The organism is Cupriavidus sp. MPR-AND1C (genome assembly GCF_058809705.1).
In genome coordinates this window covers 19,526-36,406 of sequence record NZ_JBXASU010000053.1, presented here as the reverse complement: position 1 = coordinate 36,406, position 16,881 = coordinate 19,526, and the positions used below count along the sequence as shown (strand labels likewise).

The window sequence follows — 16,881 nt, the reverse complement described above, 5'->3', positions numbered from 1 at the left end:
CGGCAGCGTCATCCCTGATTAGAGCCTCACATTGGAGCCTCACATGCAAGATCCCTGCATCATCTCAGTCGCCATCACCGGCTCCGTGCCCCGCAAGAAAGACAACCCCGCCATTCCGATCTCGGTGGCCGAGCAGATCGAGAGCACGCACCAGAGCTTCGAGGCAGGCGCCACGCTGGTGCATCTGCACGTGCGCGACGATGCCGGCAATTCCAGCTCGGACCCGGTGCGCTTCGCCGAGCTGCAGGAAGGCATCCGCAAGCATTGCCCGGGCATGATCGTGCAGTTCTCCACCGGCGGGCGCGGGCGCGCCATGGAGCAGCGCGGCGCCATGCTCGACCTGCGCCCGGACATGGCCTCGCTGGCCACGGGCTCGGTCAACTTCCCCACCACCGTCTACGAAAACCCGCCCGACTTCGTGCGCGCGCTGGCCAAGGCGATGCGCGATTACCACATCAAGCCCGAGATCGAGATCTTCGACCTGGCGATGCTCTACAACACGGCGGACCTGGTCAAGGAGGGCTTGCTGCTGCCACCGGTGCACGTGCAATTTGTGTTCGGCATCAAGAATGCGCTGCCGGCGCGCAAGGACATCCTCGAATTCCAGGTGGCGCAACTGGGCAAGGTACTGCCTGGCGCGACCTGGACCGCGGCGGGCATCGGCCGGCACCAGCTGGAGGTCAATCACTGGACGCTCCAGCTTGGCGGCCACTGCCGCACCGGCCTGGAAGACAATGTGCGCTGGGACAAGGACACACTGGCCGCCAGCAACGCGCAGCTGGTGGGCCGGGTGGCTGAGTTGTGCGCGCAGTACGGCCGCGCCGTGGCCACACCGCAAGAGGCACGCCGGCTGCTCGGCCTGGCATGAGCTTTTTACCGCCCTCCGTTTTGATCGCCACGCATCTCGTGCTACCGTAGAGAAGACCGGATCCGGAGCCGAAAACGGCTCAACGCAAACTTGGATTTCGATAACCTCTTCTTCGTTGGCTTCATGGGCGCCGGCAAGACCACCATCGGCAAGACGGTGGCGCGCCGGCTCGGGCTGCCTTTTTTCGATTCCGACCACGAAATCGAGGCACGTTGCGGCGTGCGGATACCCACGATCTTCGAGCTGGAAGGCGAAGAAGGCTTTCGCGAGCGCGAAAGCCGGGTGCTGGATGAGCTCAGCCAGCGCCGCGGCATCGTGATGGCCACCGGCGGCGGCGCCGTGCTGCGCCCGGAAAACCGCGAGATGCTGCGCTCGCGCGGCTGCGTGATCTACCTGTGCGCCTCGCCCGCCGAGCTGTGGCACCGCACGCGGCGCAACCGCAACCGCCCTTTGCTGCAGGTCGCCAACCCGCGCGCCACGCTGGAAGCGCTGTTCCAGGTGCGCGACCCGCTGTATCGCGAGACCGCGCACCTGATCATGCCCCCGCATGGCGACAGCGTGGCGAATGCCGCCGGCCGCGTGCTGGAGCGCCTGGGCTTGAGCGAGCGGGTTCTGCCGCCTCAGGTCGACCCCTGAAGCCTCCCCTCGCGCCACATGCGTGCCGAAAACAGCACTATTGCCCGCCGCCGCCAGCCTCAGTGCTGCATGCCCCAGCGGCGCACGGTCACACGCTCCAGCGTCCTGAACACCAGGTTCTCCACCAGCAGCCCGATCAGGATCACCATGGCCAGGCCGGCGAAGACGCGGTCGGTGTACAGCTCATTGCGGTTCTGGAAGATGTACCAGCCCAGCCCGCCCTTGCCCGACGACGCGCCAAACACCAGCTCCGCCGCGATCAGCGTGCGCCAGGCAAAGGCCCAGCCGATCTTCAGCCCGGACAGGATGGCCGGCAGCGCGGCGGGCACCAGGATCAGCAGCACATAGCGCAGTCCGCGCAGGCCGTAGTTGCGCCCGGCCATGCGCAAGGTGGCCGGCACCCCGCGAAAGCCCGCATAGGTGTTGAGCGCCAGCGGCCACAGCACCGAATGGATCAGCACGAACACCAGGCTCTTGCTGCCAAGGCCAAACCACAGCAGCGCCAGCGGCAGCAGCGCGATGGCCGGCAGCGGGTTGAACATGGAGGTGAGCGTGTCCAGCACGTCGCGCCCCAGTTCGGTGGACACCGCCAGCGTGGTCAGCACGAAGGCCAGCACGATGCCGCCGGCATAGCCTTGCAATAGCACCGACAGCGAGATGCCAGCCTTGGCCAGCAACTCGCCGCTGCCGATGCCCTCGACGAAAGCCCTTGCGGTGGCGAGGAAACTCGGGAACAGCAGATCGTTGTCCTGCACGCGGGCAATGAGTTCCCACAGGCAGGCCAGCGCCACCAGGATCAGCGTCTTGCGCAGCCAGCCTTGCTGCCACAGGCGCTGCGGCCAGGGCAAGGCGCGCGCGACCGGCAGCGCGGTGAAGGGATCGAGCTTGCGCTCGTATTCGGCGCGGACCACCGTGGTGGCGGAAAAAGATGTCGTGCTCGTGTTTGTGCTCGTGTGCGTGCTCGTCATGGTCGATCCTGGCAGGGGCTCAGCGCGCCTGCGCGGTGCGCGCCGGCGACGGCGCCGGGTGCGGCGTCTCGTCGAACAGCAGATGGTGGATGCGTTGCGCGGTAGCCTGGAACTGCGCCCCGCCCTGGCTGGCCAGGTCGAACTGGTGGCTGTTGAGCTCGGCGCGCACGCGCCCCGGATGCGGCGACAGCAGCAGGATGCGGCTGCCCACCACCAGCGCCTCTTCGATCGAATGCGTGACAAACAGCAGCGTAAAGGTGGCGTCGTGCCACAGCGCCAGCAACTCCTCCTGCATGCGCCGGCGCGTGAGCGCATCCAGCGCGGCAAAAGGCTCGTCCATCAGCAGCACCGTGGGGCGCATCGCCAGCGCGCGGGCAATCGCCACGCGCTGCTTCATGCCGCCCGACAGGGTGTGCGGATACGCGTCGGCAAAATTCGCCAGCCCCACCTTGTCGAGGAAATGCAGCGCGCATTCGGATGCCTCGCGGCGCGACATGCCGCGCGACTGCATGAGCGGGAACATCACGTTCTGCCGCACCGTCTTCCAGGGCGGCAACTGGTCAAACTCCTGGAACACCACGATGCGGTCGGGGCCAGGCGCGCTGACGGGCGCACCCTCGATCCGGATCTCGCCCTCGCACGGCGCAACGAAGCCCGCCACGGCCTTGAGCAAGGTCGACTTGCCGCAGCCCGACGGGCCGAGCAGCACAAAGCGGTCAGCCGCATGGACATCGAAGCTGACCTGATGGGTGGCGCGCACCACGCGCTCGGGGGTGCGGTATTCCAGCGAGACGCCGTCGACCTGCAACAGCGGCGCCGGGGCAGCTCGCGCGCAAACCACGCGCAGCGGGGAAGGTTGCGCGGTCATGTCAGCTGCCCTGCGCGGTGACCGGATCCTGGAAGAAATAATCCTGCCAGGATTTCGGCTGGTTGCGGATAGCGCCCACCCGGTGCATGAACTCGGCCAGCGCAAAGGTGTTCTGCGGCGCGACCTTGAACTGCACCTGCGGGTTCTTCAGGATCCTGACCAGCAGCGCGCGATCGATCCTGGCCTTGTTGACGCGGATATACAGATCGGCGGCGGCTTCCGGATTGGCGGTGGCGAACCTGGCCGCCTCGGCCAGCGCATCGACAAAGGCGCGGTAGGTCTTGGGGTTGTCGTTGCGGAATTTATCGGTGGCATAAAGCACCGTGGCCGAGCTGGGGCCGCCCAGCACGTCATACGAGTTCAGCACGATGCGCGCATTGGGATTGCCGGCCAGCTCCTGCTCCTGGAACGGCGGGTTGCCGAAATGGCCGCTGATCTCGGTGCCACCGGCGATGATGGCCGCAGCCGCATCGGGATGCGGCACCGCCACCGTCCACTTGTCCAGCCGGTTGAACGCCTTGTCGCCCCATTGCTTGGCCGCGGCCAGTTGCAGCACGCGCGACTGCACCGATACCGATACCGCGGGCAGCGCGATGCGGTCCTTGTCGGTGAAGTCGGCGATGGTCTTGACCTTGGGATTGTTGCTGACCAGGTAGTAAGGGAAGTTGCCCAGCGATGCCACGCCCTTCACGTTCTGCTTGCCGTGCGTGCGGTCCCACACCGTCAGCAAGGGGCCAACGCCCGCGCCGGCGATATCGATGGCGCCGGACAGCAGCGCGTCGTTGACGGCGGCGCCGCCGGAGAGCTGGGTCCATTCCACCTTGACGTCCACGCCCTGCTGCTTGCCTTGCTTCTCGATCAGTTGTTGGTCGCGCGCCACATTGAGCAGCAGGTAGACCACGCCGAACTGCTCGGCGATGCGGATCTTCCCTTCCGCGTGGGCCGCGCCCGTGGCCGCCATGCCGGCGGCGAGCGTCAGCGCGACGACGCCACGCGGCCAGCGGGCGGAGAAAAGACGGGAACGTAGCAGGGACATACGGGACTCCGGTGGGTATTGCGGGTATTGCGGATACTGTGGATACCGCGGATACGGTGAATTCGGTAGCGCGCAGGGCGGGCCAGGCCAGCCTGCCGCGCGCGATGCGTGCCGCTCAGACGGGCAGATCGCCTTCGATGGTCGTGCGGTACATCACGCGGCGCATGGCCTGCGGGCAGCCTGCTGCCAGATGCAGCAGCGAGCGGTTGTCCCAGAACACCAGGTCATGCTCCTGCCAGGCGTGGCGGTAGATATGCTCGGGCTTGACGCTATGCGCGAACAGTTGCGCCAGCAGGTCGCGGCTTTCGTCTTCGGGCAGCCCGGTGATGCGCGTGGTGAAATGCTCGCTGACGAACAGCGCGCGCCGTCCGGTCTCCGGGTGCGTGCGCACCACCGGCTGCAGCACGGGGGCCACCTGCGCGATCTGCTCGGGCGTCAGGTTGGGACGCCATGGGCTGCGCTGTTGCAGCTCGGCGTATTTGGCCAGGTAGGTATGCTCGGCCTTGAGCCCATCCACCTTCGCCTTGAGATGCGCGGGCAGCGTTTCCCAGGCCAGGTGCATGTTGGCGAACAAGGTGTCGCCGCCCTCGGCCGGCAATTCCCGGGCATGCAGCAGCGAGCCCAGGCTGGGCTTTTCCTTGTACGAGAGATCGGAATGCCAGAAATGCCCGGCATCGCCCAGCCCGATCGGCTTGCCGTCCTTGAGCACGTTGGAGACGATCAGGATCTCGGGGTGGTTGGCAAGCTGGAACTGGTGCAGCACATGGATCTGCAGCGGGCCAAAGCGGCGGCTGAACGCAATCTGCTGCGCGGGCGTAATGCGCTGATCACGCAAGACCACCACGTGGTAGTCGAGATGCGCGCGGTGGATGCGGGCGAAGTCTTCCGCAGACAGCGGCTCGGCCAGGTCCAGGCCAACGATCTCGGCGCCCAGCGGCGCATCGAAAGGGCGGATCTCGAACCGGGCACTGCCGGTGGCAGCAGCAGGCGCGGTGGCACGGGAAATTGAGGCCGGGTGGATTCCAATCGTCATGACAGGCTCTTGAGCGGGGGACCGAAAGTGTGTAGCGAAACGCGCGCGGCACCGCGCCTGGCTGCTCAAGGCAACAGGCAGACCTGCACCGCTTGTTCTTAAGCTTTGCACTGTAGTGACCTCGGACTGGAGCGGTCAACGAATGTAATCGCTGCCGCTTATTCGCTTATCGCATATGGGTGCCTCGCGTGATTTCAGCGTAGTCTCAGCGTGCCGGTGCACCACAGCTGCGGCGGCAAGGCACATTCGCCGTATCGGGCCGGGCGTCCGCGACGAAGCCGTCGCGATTCGGCATGCGCACCTGCGGCAACGTGCGTGCATCCAGCACGGCATCCGCCGGCACGATGCCGTTCAGGTGCAGCAGATACGCGGTGACGGCATAGACCTCATCCGCCTTGAGGCTCTGCGGCGCGTTGTATGGCATGGCCCGGTTGATGAAGTCGAACACTGTCGTCGCATACGGCCAGAAGCTGCCGATGGTCTTCAACGGCGGCTTGCCGTTCGCGCCAGCGCCTTTCAGGCTGCCGTGCCCGCCGACCAGCGCATCGGCCGGCTTGCCCTCTCCTTTCAAGCCGTGGCACGCGGCGCACTGGTTCTCGTAGACCTGCTTGCCAAGCGTCACGCTGCCGCTGCCTGGCGGCAGCCCGGCGCCATCTGGCGTGACATCGATGTTCCAGCCGGCGAGATCGCGCTCGCTGGCCAGCAAGCCTAGGCCGTAGGTTTGCGCCTGTGCCTGCGCGCAGACCGCGGCCATCGCCAGCACGGTGGCGGCAATGTGGGTACGGTGGGATTCAAGCGCGCGCATTGGCAATGCTCCCGTCGGCGCTGACGCGCCAGGCTTGTATGGCGTTGTAGTGGTAGGTGGACTCATAGCCGCGCGCGGCCACCAGCTGGTCCGGCAAGGGCTGCACATTGCCCGCCTCGTCGATGGCGCGGCTTTGCAGCACGGCCGGGCCGCCCTCCCAGCGCCATGGCAGGCGAAAGCGCGTGAGCGCGCGGTCCAGCACGGGGTCCTGCAACTGCGCCTCGCGCCAGTTGCGCCCGCCGTCCACCGACACTTCCACGCGCCGGATGCGGCCGTAGCCGGACCAGGCCAGGCCGGAGATTTCGTAAAAGCCTTTGTCGCGCAGCCGGTTGTCCGGCGCGGGGAAGGTGATCACGGACTTCACGTCCATCATGAAAGTGAACTGGCGCGCGCTGCCGTCCGGCAATGAATCCGTGTACTTGGATGTCTCTTCGCGCGTCATGAAGGGCGCGCGGCCGAGCTTGAGCCGGCGCAGCCATTTGATGCTCATATTGCCCTCGAAGCCAGGCAGGAACAACCGCAGCGGATAGCCGTGCTCGGGCCGCAGCATCTCGCCGTTCTGCGCATAGACCAGCAGCGCGTCTTCCATCGCCTTGGCCATCGGCACGCTGCGCGTCATGGTGGCGGAATCGGCGCCCTCGGCCAGCAGCCAGGCGGCGTCGGGGCGCACGCCCACCTCCTCCAGCACGACGGACAGCGCAACGCCCGTCCATTCGCAGCACGACAGCAAGCCGTGGCTGATCTGCACGGAAGTGGCGCTGGGCGCGCGCCATTCGCGCCCGGTATTGCCTGAGCACTCCAGGAAGTGGATGCGCGAGACCGATGGCAGCCGCACCAGGTCGTCCATGGTGAAGATGCGCGGGCGCTCCACCAGGCCATGCACCGCGAGGCGGTGCTGCGCCGGATCGATCTGCGGGATGCCGGCGTGGTGGCGCTCGAACACCAGGCCCGTGGGCGTGATGATGCCTCGCAGGTCCTGCAGCGGCGTCATGGAGGAGTTCGCGCCGGGCATCGGCGCGGGGCCGCGATTGCGCCGGATCACGTTCTTCTCGAACGCGGAGGGCTGGCCGTAGGCGTGCCACAGCACCGGCTCGCCGGGCGTGCGGGTCCACGGCGGCACCGTCAGTACTTCGGCCTGCGCGGGGGCGGGCGCACCGGCAGCGAGCGCCACGCCACCCAGGCCCGCGCCCTGGCGCAGGAAGCGGCGCCGGCCGGGCTGCGGCTGCCCGTTCCTTTCGTTGTTGCTGGTCATTGGCTCAGCCCTTGTGCGTTCTGCACATAGCGAAAATGGCGCACTCTATGCCACCGCGCCGCCTCACGGAACGAAGGAAAGCGCATGCCCATATGCGTTGCCGCGTCACCATCGCCATCTGTGGTGCATATGCGCGCAGGCCATATCCAAGAGCAGAAACATTCGTTCTGCCGTGCCGATGGCGCCGCGTATCTTGAGAGCCGTTGGTGGAATTCTTCCCCACGAGCACAAGACACAGGACCACATCCACGATGGCAATCACGCGACGTACCCTTCTTAAACGCCTTGCAGTGTCCGGCCTGGGTGCCGCCGCGTCCACTGGCTCGCTCAGCGTATTTGGCGCGCCGGGCGCGGCGCGGCCGGACGTGATCCGCATTGGCGTGGCGCAGCCGGCCACCGGCACGCCGCCCACTTTCGCGGGCAGCTCCATGGCCATCGCGCACGCGCGCGGCTGGCTGGAAGACGCGTTCAAGCCATCAGGCACGCGCATCGAATGGCTGTTCTTCAAGGGCGCGGGGCCGGCCGTGAACGAAGCCATCAGCACCAACCAGCTCGATTTTGCGATGCAGGGCGACCTGCCCGCCATCGTGGCGCGCGCCGCCGGCCTCAAGACGCGGCTGATACTGGCCACGGGCGTGCGCACCAACATCTATATCGGCGTGCCGCCCGACTCCCCGCTCAAGACGGTGGCGGACCTGCGCGGCAAGCGCGTGTCGCTGTTCAAAGGCACCAATATGCATCTGCCGGCATTGCGCCTGCTTGAGGCCAACGGCTTGGCCGAGAAGGACCTGCGCTTGCTGAACCTGGACACCGCGGGCTACCTGGCCGCGCTCACCACGCGGGATATCGACGGCGCCATCGGCGCCATGGATATCCTGCGCCTGCGCGACAAGGGCGCGGTGCGCATCCTGTACTCCAGCAAAAACCAATCGCCGATCTACACGCGCCAGAGCCATGTGCTGGTGACCGATGCGTTCGCCAGCAAGTACCCCGAAGCCACCCGGCAACTGGTCAAGACCGCGGTGCAGGCCGCACGCTGGGCCTCCGACGAAAAGAACCGCGAGGACGTGCTGCGTACTTGGGCGCGCGCCGGCACGCCCTACGAGCACTGGAAAGAAGACTACGAAGGCGAACCGCTGCGCGTGCGGCTGAACCCGAACTTCGACCCCTTCCTGGTGAGCCGCTACAAGGACGCCACCGAGCAGGCGTACCGCCTGCGGCTCTCCCGCGCGAAGTTCGACGTGGACCAGTGGATCGACCCGAGCTTCCTGAAGGCCGCGCTGAACGACCTGAGCCTGCAGAGCTACTGGCCGGTCTACCAGCCCAACGGCAAGATCCTCGGAGCCTGACGCGATGGCAGCCAACGATACCCTGGCGCTGCCGGCCGCGGCGGGCACCGCCCCCGCGCAGCGTGGCAAGCGGTTGCACGGCTGGCGGCCCACCCGGCAGCATGCCGCGTGGCTGCTGGCCTGGCCGGTGCCGCTGACGCTGCTGCTGATCTGGTACGTGGCGGCGCGCCTCGCGTGGATTCCGCCGCAGGTGCTGCCCACCCCCGACACCGTCTGGCACACGCTCACCGAGCTGTACCAGAGCGGCGAGCTGCAGGCCAACCTGGCCGTCAGCGCATTGCGCGTGGCGGGCGGCTTTGCGCTGGGCCTGGCCGGCGGGCTGGCGCTGGGCGTGGCGATGGGCCTGTCGCCCAGCTTGCGCGATTACGTCTATCCGACCTTCAAGGCCTTCAGCCAGGTGCCCGTGCTGGGCTGGCTGCCGCTGCTGATGCTGCTGGTCGGCATTGACGAAGCGCTCAAGATCATCCTGATTGCCAAGGCCTCGCTGGTACCGATCGCGCTCAATACCTACAAGGGCATCCAGAACGTGCCCACGCGCTATATCGAGGTGGCGCGGGTGCTGCGCTTCACCCGCTGGCAGCTGCTGTCGCGGGTGGTATTTCCCGCCGCCGCCGCGCCGATCTGGAGCGGCATCCGCTACGGCCTGACGCACGCGTGGCTGGCGCTGGTGGTGGTGGAGCTGCTGGCCTCCTCCGAAGGGCTGGGCTACATGATCGTGTACGGCCGGCAGCTGTTCCAGCTCGACATGGTGATTGCCGCGGTGATCGTGGTAGGCGTGGTGGGCTTCGCGCTGGACAAGGTGCTGGCGCTGGCCGAGCGTGCGGTATTGCGCTGGCGCAAGCCGGGGCTCTGAGTTGCGGCGCGAAACAACAGCAAAGGAAAACAACATGGCCGATGCCTCCACGACGCCGGTAACGAATTCCGGCAACCCGCGCGCCCTTCGCCTCCCGCGCGCATTGCGCGGCTGGGTGCTTCCTGTCGGCCTGGTCATCCTGTGGTGGGCCGCTGTGCGTTTTGGCTGGAGCACGTCGCCGCTGCTGGTGCCGGTGTCCAAGGTCTGGGCCACGGCGGTGGAGCAGGTGCGCAGCGGCGCGCTGTTGGCCGCGCTGTCGGCCAGCCTGTGGCGCGACGTCGCCGGCTTCGCGCTGGGTGCCAGCGTGGGCCTGTTGTTCGGCACCGCGCTGGGGCTGTCGCGCCTGTTCGAGCAACTGGTGGGGCCGACGTTCCACACCATCAAGCAGATCTCGCTGTTCGCCTGGATCCCGCTGATCTCGGTCTGGTTCGGGCTGGGCGACACCGCCAAGGTGGTGTACCTGTCGCTCGCGGCTTTCTTCCCCGTGGTGCTCAACACCTTCGAGGGAATCCGCGCCGTGCCCGCCGATCTGCTGGAAGTGGCCAACGTATTGAAGTATTCGCGCCGGCAGGTGCTGCTGCGCGTGGTGCTGCCGTCGGCCTCGCCGTCGATCTTCGCCGGCATCCACCTGGCGCTGATCTACGCCTGGCTGGCCACGCTCGGCGCCGAGTACATGCTGGTGTCCGGCAAGGGCATCGGCAACACCCTGACCGATGGCCGCGAGAATTTCTGGATGGACCTGGTGATCTTCGGCGTGATCGTGGTCGGGCTGGTCGGCTTTACGCTGAACTGGATCGCCAGCCGCATCGAGCGCCGCCTGCTGGCGTGGCGCGGGCGCTCGGTCGCCGCCTTCTGATCCCGAACCCATTGCTTCTGAACCCATTGCTTCTGAATCCATCCCGGAGACCTGTCATGGCCCGAGCCGGCACGCTCGATATCGCGCACCTGCGCAAGCAATACGAAGTCAAGGGCAAGCCCCTGCCCGTCCTCGAAGACATCACGCTATCCATCGCCCCCGGCGAGTTCGTCAGCATCGTCGGCGCCAGCGGCTGCGGCAAATCGACCCTGCTGCGGCTGGTGGTGGGGCTGGAGGAGGACTACAAGGGCGAGATCCTGCTCGACGGCAAGCGCGTGCTGGGCACCAGCCTGGACCGCGGCATTGTGTTCCAGGAGCACCGGCTGTTCCCGTGGCTGACGGTGGAGCAGAACATCCGCACGGCGCTGCTCAACGCCAGCCTGACCGAGACCGAGAAGCGCCGCACGGTGCGCGAGCATATCGCGCTGGTGGGGCTGTCCGGCTTCGAGACCGCGTTCCCCCACCAGCTATCGGGCGGCATGTCCCAGCGCGTGGCCATTGCCCGCGCGCTGGTCACGCGCCCGGAGATCCTGCTGCTCGACGAGCCCTTCGGCGCGCTCGACGCCCTGACCCGCGCTTACCTGCAGCAGGAGCTGCACCGCATCTGGCAGGCCGAGGGCATCACCATGATCCTGGTCACGCACGATGTCGAAGAAGCCATCTACCTGGGCGATCGCGTGGTGGTGATGGAGCCGCGGCCCGGGCGCATCCGGCGCATCCTGCCGGTGCCGCTGGCCCATCCGCGCGACCGCGCCGCGCTGGGCTTCGCGCGCGTCAAGGACGACGTGCTGCAGGAATTCACCGGGCGCCTGGCCGATCTCGCGCAGGCACCCATCAAGCGCGAACCCGATCCGGAAACCACCGACCGGCTGCCACCCCATATCCAGTTCGCGATCTGAATCTGAATCTGAATCGCGCCCCTCGCCCACAGGAGAATCCCAGATGACCCAGCAGCAAGCCGCAACACAAGTCAAGCTAGACATCCACCCGGTAGCCGGACGCATCGGCGCCGAGATCCGCGGACTCAAGCTGGCGCCGGACCTCGACGCCACCACGTTCGGCGCCGTGCGCGCCGCGCTGCTGCGCCACAAGGTGCTGTTCTTGCGCGACCAGGACCACCTGGACGACAAAGCCCAGGAGGGCTTTGCCAGCCTGTTCGGCACGCCCGTGCCCCACCCCACCGTGCCCTCGCGCGACGGCACGCGGTTCCTGCTCGAACTCGATTCCGAGCACGGCGGCCGCGCCAACTCGTGGCATACCGATGTGACCTTCGACCTGGCCTACCCGCAGGTGTCCGTGCTGCGCGGCGTGGTCATTCCCGCCGCCGGCGGCGACACCGTTTGGGCCAATACGGCCGCGGCCTACCAGGATCTGCCCGAGGCGCTGCGCGAACTGGCCGACCGCCTTTGGGCGCTGCACACCAACGACTACGATTACGCCGCCACCCGCAACACGGTCAGCACCGAAGCCATCAAGCGCTACCGCGAGGTCTTCACCGCCGCCATTTACGAGACCGAGCATCCGGTGGTGCGCGTGCACCCGGAAACCGGCGAGCGCACGCTGGTGCTGGGGCATTTCGTGAAGAAGCTGCTTGGCTACTCGTCCTCCGATTCGCAGCATCTGCTCAGCGTACTGCAAGACCACGTCCATCGCCTCGAGAACACGGTGCGCTGGCGCTGGCGCGCCAACGACGTGGCGATCTGGGACAACCGCGCCACCCAGCACTACGCCATCAATGACTACGGCGATGCGAAACGCGTGGTACGCCGCGTGACCATCGCGGGCGATGTGCCGGTCAGCGTGGACGGACGCCGCAGCGTATCGGTGAAGTCCGCCGCGCCCAAGCAAGCCGAGCCGGCCAACCACGCGGCGCCGGCACGCGCCGCCGCATAAGGGAGCCACGGATGAGCCAACCCGCATATAAGCGCCAGCTCAGGCTCGGCGCCTTCCTGCAAGCCACCGGTCACCATGTGGCCGGCTGGCGCCACCCCGGCGCGCAGGCCGACGCCGGGCAGAATCTTGCGCACTATGTGCGGCTGGCGCAAAGCGCCGAGGCCGCGCAGTTCGATACGATCTTTCTCGCCGACGGCGTCGCAATCCGCGCGCTTGACGACGCCACCCTGCCCCGCACGGCGCGCGCCGCCAGCTTCGAGCCGCTGACGCTGCTCTCGGCACTGGCCGCGGTGACCGAGCGCATCGGCCTGGTGGCCACCGTCTCCACCACCTACAACGAGCCCTTTCACGTCGCGCGCAAGTTCGCCTCGCTCGATCACCTGAGCGGTGGCCGCGCCGGCTGGAATGTGGTGACCTCGTGGTCCGACGCCGAGGCGCGCAACTTCAGCCTGGACAAGCACCCCGAGCACGCCGAGCGCTACGCGCGCGCCGGGGAGTTCGTGGATGTGGTGACAGGGCTTTGGGACACCTGGGAAGACGACGCCTTTCTCTACGACAAGGAAAGCGGCCTGCATTTCGCGCCCGACAAGCTGCACGCACTGGATCACCACGGCAAGCACTTCCAGGTGCGCGGGCCGCTCAACGTGTCACGCCCGCCGCAGGGCCATCCGGTCATCGTGCAAGCGGGCTCGTCCGAGGCCGGACAGGAGCTGGCAGCGCGCACGGCGGAGGTCATCTTTACCGCGCAGCAGTCGCTGGAAGACGCCCAGGCCTTTTACCAGGGCCTGAAAGGCCGGCTGGCGCGCTATGGCCGCACACCCGACCAGCTCAAGATCATGCCGGGCGTGTTCCCCGTGATCGGGCGCAGCGAAGCCGAAGCGAAGGAGAAATTCGAGGCGCTGCAAAGCCTGATCCATCCAGCCGTGGGGCTGGCCCTGCTGTCGCAGAACCTCGGCGGCGTGGATCTCTCCGGCTACCCGCTCGACGGGCCGCTGCCCGACGACCTGCCCGAGCCCAACGGCGCCAAGAGCCGTTTCCAGCTGGTGACCGGGCTAGCCCGGCGCGAGGGACTGACCATTCGCCAGCTCTACCTGCGCGTGGCTACCGCGCGCGGGCACTGGTCCATCCATGGCACCGCCGAGAGCATCGCCGATCAGCTGCAAGCCTGGTTCGAAGGCGGCGCCGCCGACGGCTTCAACATCATGCCGCCATGGCTGCCGGGCGGCCTCGACGACTTCATCGAACTGGTGCTGCCGGAGCTGCGCCGGCGCGGGCTGTTTCGCGAGCGCTACGAGGGCAGCACCTTGCGCGAGCACCTGGGCCTGGCGCGGCCGGCGCATCCGCGTGCGTTCGGCGGCGCGCGGCAGGTGGCCTGACGGGCCTGGCTGGCCAGACACCGAAGCCTGAAACGACAAAGGCGGCCCGAAGGCCGCCTTTGTCGTCAGCATTGAAGCTTAACGCTCAATGCACCATCATATTGGCGTTCATGTTGTGCATGATCCACAGCGAGCCCGCCACCACGATCAGCAGGATCAGCGCGGTGAAGGCCAGGGCCATCACGTTCCAGCGCTGCTCCGACGAGCTGTCCAGGTGCAGAAAGTAGATCAGGTGCACGACGATCTGCACGACGGCCAGGCCCAGGATCACAGCCAGCGTGGTCGAGGCGTCCAGCGTGCCGCCCATCACCAGCTTGAACGGGATGACGGTCAGGATCACCGCCAGCACGAAGCCGATCACATACGACTTGACGCTGCCATGGCTGGCGCCCGCGGACGTGGTGCCGTGCGCGTCGTGGGCGACGGCGGCAGAGACGTTGCTATGTTCCATTACATCGCTCCCATCAGGTAGACCACGGTGAACACGCCGATCCAGACGATGTCCAGAAAGTGCCAGAACAAGGCGAAGCAGGCCAGGCGCTTGGTCATGGTCGCGGTCAGGCCCTTGCGGGAGATCTGCCACATCAGCACGGCCATCCACAGCAGGCCGCTCGCCACGTGCAGGCCGTGGGTGCCGACCAGCGTGAAGAACGACGACAGGAAGGCGCTGCGCTCGGGGCCTGCGCCCTCGGCGATCATGTGATGGAACTCGTTGATTTCCATGCCGATGAACGCCACGCCCAGCAAGAACGTGATGCCGAGCCAGAACTGCAGGCGGGCACGCTGGCCGTTATGCAGCGAGATCATTGCCATGCCCGAGGTCAAGCTGCTGAACAACAGCAGGAAGGTCTCGACCAGGACGTAGTTCAGCTCGAACAGTTCCTTGCCCGACGGGCCGCCTGCCACTTCGCCGCGCAGCACCGCGAACGCGGCGAACAACCCGGCGAAGATGATGCAGTCGCTCATCAGGTACACCCAGAAACCAAACACCGTGTTGGCGCTGGTGTCGTGATGGGCGTGATCGTGCGAATGATCGTGCGAGTGGGCATGCGCCTCGGTGGCGCCATGCGCGGGATAACGCTGTAGGACTTCAGTCGTCATGGTTCAGGCCTGTGACGCAATGCGCTGGAAATGGCTCGTTTCGACCGCCTGGACTTCGTGCGCGGGCACGTAGTAGTCGATGTGGTCGTCGTTGCTGCGGAAGATAAAGCTGACGATCATGCCAACCAGGCCTACCGCCGCCAGCCACCAGATATGCCAGGTCAGGGCAAAGCCCAGCACCAGGCTGAAGGCACCGATGTAGAAGCCGGCGCCGGTGTTCTTCGGCATGTGGATCTGCTCGTAGTGCGCTTGTTGCTGCGGCACTTCACCACGCGCCTTCATGTCGGCGAACGCGTCCAGGTCACGCACCACCGGGGTGTGCGCGAAGTTGTAGAACGGCGGCGGCGACGACGTTGCCCACTCCAGCGTACGGCCACCCCAGGGGTCGCCCGTCACGTCGAGGAGTTCCTTGCGGCGGCGCACGCTGACCACGATCTGCAGGACCTGGAACAGGATGCCCAGGCCGACAAACGCGGCGCCGATCACTGCCACGTACAGGTACGGGTTCCACGCCGGATTGTCGGTGTGGTTCAGGCGACGGGTCATGCCCATGAAGCCCAGCGCGTACAGCGGCATGAAGGCCAGGTAGAAACCAATGATCCAGCACCAGAACGCGTACTTGCCCAGGCGCTCGTCGAGCTTGAAGCCGAACGCCTTCGGGAACCAGTAGGTAATGCCGGCGATGTAGCCGAACAGCACGCCACCGATGATCACGTTGTGGAAGTGGGCGATCAGGAACAGGCTGTTGTGCAGCACGAAGTCAGCCGCCGGCACTGCCATCAGCACGCCGGTCATGCCGCCGATCACGAAGGTGACCATGAAGCCCAGCGTCCACAGCACGGGCGTGGTCATCTGCACACGGCCGCGGTACATGGTGAACAGCCAGTTGAAGATCTTCACCCCGGTCGGGATGGAGATGATCATGGTGGTGATGCCGAAGAACGCATTCACGTTGGCGCCGGAGCCCATCGTGAAGAAGTGGTGCAGCCAGACCAGGAACGACAGCACCATGATGGCGCAGGTCGCGTAGACCATGCCCTTGTAGCCGAACAGCTTCTTGCCGGAGAACGTCGAGATGATTTCCGAGAAGATGCCGAATGCCGGCAGGACCAGGATGTACACCTCGGGGTGGCCCCAGATCCAGATCAGGTTCACGTACATCATGGCGTTGCCGCCCATTTCGTTCGTGAAGAAGTGCATGCCCAGGTAGCGGTCAAGGCCCAGCAGGCCCAGCGTGACGGTCAGCACCGGGAACGCGGCGATGATCAGCACGTTGGTGCACAGCGCGGTCCAGGTAAACACCGGCATGCGCATCAGGGTCATGCCCGGGGCGCGCATCTTGAGGATGGTCACCAGGAAGTTGACGCCGGTCAGCAAGGTGCCCAGGCCCGAGATCTGCAAGCTCCAGAGGTAGTAGTCCACCCCCACGCCAGGGCTGTACGCAATGCCGGACAGCGGCGGATAGGCCAGCCAGCCGGTGCGCGCGAACTCGCCGACGCCCAGCGAGACATTGACCAGCATCGCGCCGGCAACGAACAGCCAGAAGCTCAGCGTATTGAGGAACGGGAAGGCCACGTCGCGCGCGCCGATCTGCAGCGGCACGACCAGGTTCATCAGGCCCGTCATCAGCGGCATCGCCACGAAGAAGATCATGATCACGCCGTGGGCGGTGAAGATCTGATCGTAGTGCTCAGGCGGCAGGATGCCCGGCGAGCCGTTGGTGGACAACGCCAGCTGGGTACGCATCATGATGGCGTCGGCAAAGCCGCGCAGCAGCATGATCAGCGCAACCACGGAATACATGATGCCGATCTTCTTGTGGTCGACCGAAGTGAACCAGTCGTTCCACAGCCATTTCCACTTGCCGAAATAGGTGATCAGCGCGCATAGCGCCACGCCACCCAGCGCTACCATCGTCAACGTGCCCATGATGATGGGCTCGTGGAACGGGATGGCATCCAAACTCAATTTGCCAAACATCTCTACT

At 66.4% G+C, this 16,881-nt stretch carries 17 protein-coding genes; 8 read left to right on the top strand and 9 right to left on the bottom strand.

Annotated elements, in window-relative coordinates; translation table 11 throughout:
* The first annotated feature begins 43 nt into the window (after positions 1-43).
* Positions 44-868 (top strand): 3-oxoadipate:acetyl-CoA acetyltransferase, encoded by an 825-nt coding sequence (locus AC1RWI_RS24755; RefSeq protein ID WP_043356039.1) that lies wholly within the window; start codon positions 44-46, stop codon positions 866-868.
* A gap of 90 nt (positions 869-958) precedes the next feature.
* Positions 959-1,504: a shikimate kinase gene (locus AC1RWI_RS24750; RefSeq protein ID WP_492869359.1), complete on the top strand. Its 546-nt coding sequence runs from the start codon at positions 959-961 to the stop codon at positions 1,502-1,504.
* A 59-nt stretch (positions 1,505-1,563) separates the two neighbouring features.
* Here the strand turns inward: AC1RWI_RS24750 and AC1RWI_RS24745 are convergent, their stop codons facing one another.
* The 6 genes from AC1RWI_RS24745 to soxC all read right to left on the bottom strand — a co-directional run bounded on the left by AC1RWI_RS24745 (position 1,564) and on the right by soxC (position 7,466).
* Positions 1,564-2,472 (bottom strand): ABC transporter permease, encoded by a 909-nt coding sequence (locus tag AC1RWI_RS24745; RefSeq protein ID WP_492869357.1) that lies wholly within the window; start codon positions 2,470-2,472, stop codon positions 1,564-1,566.
* A 19-nt stretch (positions 2,473-2,491) separates the two neighbouring features.
* A complete protein-coding gene (locus tag AC1RWI_RS24740; protein WP_492869355.1) occupies positions 2,492-3,340 on the bottom strand; it encodes an ABC transporter ATP-binding protein in 849 nt (282 codons plus the stop codon).
* A 1-nt stretch (position 3,341) separates the two neighbouring features.
* Positions 3,342-4,376: an ABC transporter substrate-binding protein gene (locus AC1RWI_RS24735; RefSeq protein ID WP_492869353.1), complete on the bottom strand. Its 1,035-nt coding sequence runs from the start codon at positions 4,374-4,376 to the stop codon at positions 3,342-3,344.
* A gap of 115 nt (positions 4,377-4,491) precedes the next feature.
* Positions 4,492-5,409, bottom strand: a complete 918-nt coding sequence (locus tag AC1RWI_RS24730; protein WP_492869351.1) for a TauD/TfdA dioxygenase family protein — start codon at positions 5,407-5,409, stop codon at positions 4,492-4,494.
* Between the two features lie 205 nt (positions 5,410-5,614).
* A complete protein-coding gene (locus AC1RWI_RS24725; RefSeq protein WP_043356044.1) occupies positions 5,615-6,214 on the bottom strand; it encodes a c-type cytochrome in 600 nt (199 codons plus the stop codon).
* Positions 6,201-7,466 (bottom strand): sulfite dehydrogenase, encoded by a 1,266-nt coding sequence (soxC, locus tag AC1RWI_RS24720; protein ID WP_492869349.1) that lies wholly within the window; start codon positions 7,464-7,466, stop codon positions 6,201-6,203. The genes AC1RWI_RS24725 and soxC overlap by 14 nt, the downstream gene beginning before the upstream one ends.
* A gap of 251 nt (positions 7,467-7,717) precedes the next feature.
* On the opposite strand from soxC, the gene AC1RWI_RS24715 reads away from it, so the two are divergent.
* The 6 genes from AC1RWI_RS24715 to AC1RWI_RS24690 are packed head-to-tail and all read left to right on the top strand — an operon-like array spanning position 7,718 to position 13,793.
* Complete coding sequence (locus AC1RWI_RS24715; protein WP_492869347.1) at positions 7,718-8,815, top strand: ABC transporter substrate-binding protein; 1,098 nt, start codon at positions 7,718-7,720, stop codon at positions 8,813-8,815.
* 4 nt (positions 8,816-8,819) lie between these two features.
* Positions 8,820-9,668 carry an ABC transporter permease gene (locus AC1RWI_RS24710; RefSeq protein ID WP_492869345.1) on the top strand — a complete coding sequence of 283 codons (849 nt, stop codon included), beginning with the start codon at positions 8,820-8,822 and terminating at the stop codon, positions 9,666-9,668.
* A gap of 34 nt (positions 9,669-9,702) precedes the next feature.
* Positions 9,703-10,524 carry an ABC transporter permease gene (locus AC1RWI_RS24705; protein WP_492869343.1) on the top strand — a complete coding sequence of 274 codons (822 nt, stop codon included), beginning with the start codon at positions 9,703-9,705 and terminating at the stop codon, positions 10,522-10,524.
* A gap of 56 nt (positions 10,525-10,580) precedes the next feature.
* On the top strand, positions 10,581-11,423 hold the full coding sequence (locus AC1RWI_RS24700; protein ID WP_492869341.1) for an ABC transporter ATP-binding protein: 843 nt from the start codon (positions 10,581-10,583) through the stop codon (positions 11,421-11,423).
* A gap of 43 nt (positions 11,424-11,466) precedes the next feature.
* Positions 11,467-12,417: a TauD/TfdA dioxygenase family protein gene (locus AC1RWI_RS24695; protein ID WP_492869339.1), complete on the top strand. Its 951-nt coding sequence runs from the start codon at positions 11,467-11,469 to the stop codon at positions 12,415-12,417.
* An 11-nt stretch (positions 12,418-12,428) separates the two neighbouring features.
* Positions 12,429-13,793 carry an LLM class flavin-dependent oxidoreductase gene (locus tag AC1RWI_RS24690; RefSeq protein ID WP_492869337.1) on the top strand — a complete coding sequence of 455 codons (1,365 nt, stop codon included), beginning with the start codon at positions 12,429-12,431 and terminating at the stop codon, positions 13,791-13,793.
* A gap of 85 nt (positions 13,794-13,878) precedes the next feature.
* Here AC1RWI_RS24690 and AC1RWI_RS24685 read toward each other — a convergent pair whose 3' ends face one another.
* From AC1RWI_RS24685 to cyoB, 3 genes are read right to left on the bottom strand one after another with little or no spacing between them, the layout of a single operon-like run.
* Entirely contained in the window at positions 13,879-14,244 is a 366-nt protein-coding gene (locus AC1RWI_RS24685) for a cytochrome o ubiquinol oxidase subunit IV (RefSeq protein WP_492869335.1), read from the bottom strand.
* A complete protein-coding gene (gene cyoC / locus AC1RWI_RS24680; RefSeq protein WP_043356070.1) occupies positions 14,244-14,894 on the bottom strand; it encodes a cytochrome o ubiquinol oxidase subunit III in 651 nt (216 codons plus the stop codon). The genes AC1RWI_RS24685 and cyoC overlap by 1 nt, the downstream gene beginning before the upstream one ends.
* A 3-nt stretch (positions 14,895-14,897) precedes the next feature.
* Entirely contained in the window at positions 14,898-16,874 is a 1,977-nt protein-coding gene (cyoB, locus tag AC1RWI_RS24675; protein WP_492869333.1) for a cytochrome o ubiquinol oxidase subunit I, read from the bottom strand.
* Positions 16,875-16,881 lie beyond the last annotated feature (7 nt).

What these genes read in the sequence shown, in the direction of transcription:
- soxC (WP_492869349.1), bottom strand. Translation starts at nt 7,466, where the DNA reads ATGACCAGCAACAACGAAAGGAACGGGCAGCCGCAGCCCGGCCGGCGC.
- AC1RWI_RS24755 (WP_043356039.1), top strand. Translation starts at nt 44, where the DNA reads ATGCAAGATCCCTGCATCATCTCAGTCGCCATCACCGGCTCCGTGCCC.
- cyoC (WP_043356070.1), bottom strand. Translation starts at nt 14,894, where the DNA reads ATGACGACTGAAGTCCTACAGCGTTATCCCGCGCATGGCGCCACCGAG.
- AC1RWI_RS24700 (WP_492869341.1), top strand. Translation starts at nt 10,581, where the DNA reads ATGGCCCGAGCCGGCACGCTCGATATCGCGCACCTGCGCAAGCAATAC.
- AC1RWI_RS24705 (WP_492869343.1), top strand. Translation starts at nt 9,703, where the DNA reads ATGGCCGATGCCTCCACGACGCCGGTAACGAATTCCGGCAACCCGCGC.
- AC1RWI_RS24695 (WP_492869339.1), top strand. Translation starts at nt 11,467, where the DNA reads ATGACCCAGCAGCAAGCCGCAACACAAGTCAAGCTAGACATCCACCCG.
- AC1RWI_RS24715 (WP_492869347.1), top strand. Translation starts at nt 7,718, where the DNA reads ATGGCAATCACGCGACGTACCCTTCTTAAACGCCTTGCAGTGTCCGGC.
- AC1RWI_RS24685 (WP_492869335.1), bottom strand. Translation starts at nt 14,244, where the DNA reads ATGGAACATAGCAACGTCTCTGCCGCCGTCGCCCACGACGCGCACGGC.
- cyoB (WP_492869333.1), bottom strand. Translation starts at nt 16,874, where the DNA reads ATGTTTGGCAAATTGAGTTTGGATGCCATCCCGTTCCACGAGCCCATC.
- AC1RWI_RS24730 (WP_492869351.1), bottom strand. Translation starts at nt 5,409, where the DNA reads ATGACGATTGGAATCCACCCGGCCTCAATTTCCCGTGCCACCGCGCCT.
- AC1RWI_RS24690 (WP_492869337.1), top strand. Translation starts at nt 12,429, where the DNA reads ATGAGCCAACCCGCATATAAGCGCCAGCTCAGGCTCGGCGCCTTCCTG.
- AC1RWI_RS24735 (WP_492869353.1), bottom strand. Translation starts at nt 4,376, where the DNA reads ATGTCCCTGCTACGTTCCCGTCTTTTCTCCGCCCGCTGGCCGCGTGGC.
- AC1RWI_RS24740 (WP_492869355.1), bottom strand. Translation starts at nt 3,340, where the DNA reads ATGACCGCGCAACCTTCCCCGCTGCGCGTGGTTTGCGCGCGAGCTGCC.
- AC1RWI_RS24725 (WP_043356044.1), bottom strand. Translation starts at nt 6,214, where the DNA reads ATGCGCGCGCTTGAATCCCACCGTACCCACATTGCCGCCACCGTGCTG.
- AC1RWI_RS24710 (WP_492869345.1), top strand. Translation starts at nt 8,820, where the DNA reads ATGGCAGCCAACGATACCCTGGCGCTGCCGGCCGCGGCGGGCACCGCC.
- AC1RWI_RS24745 (WP_492869357.1), bottom strand. Translation starts at nt 2,472, where the DNA reads ATGACGAGCACGCACACGAGCACAAACACGAGCACGACATCTTTTTCC.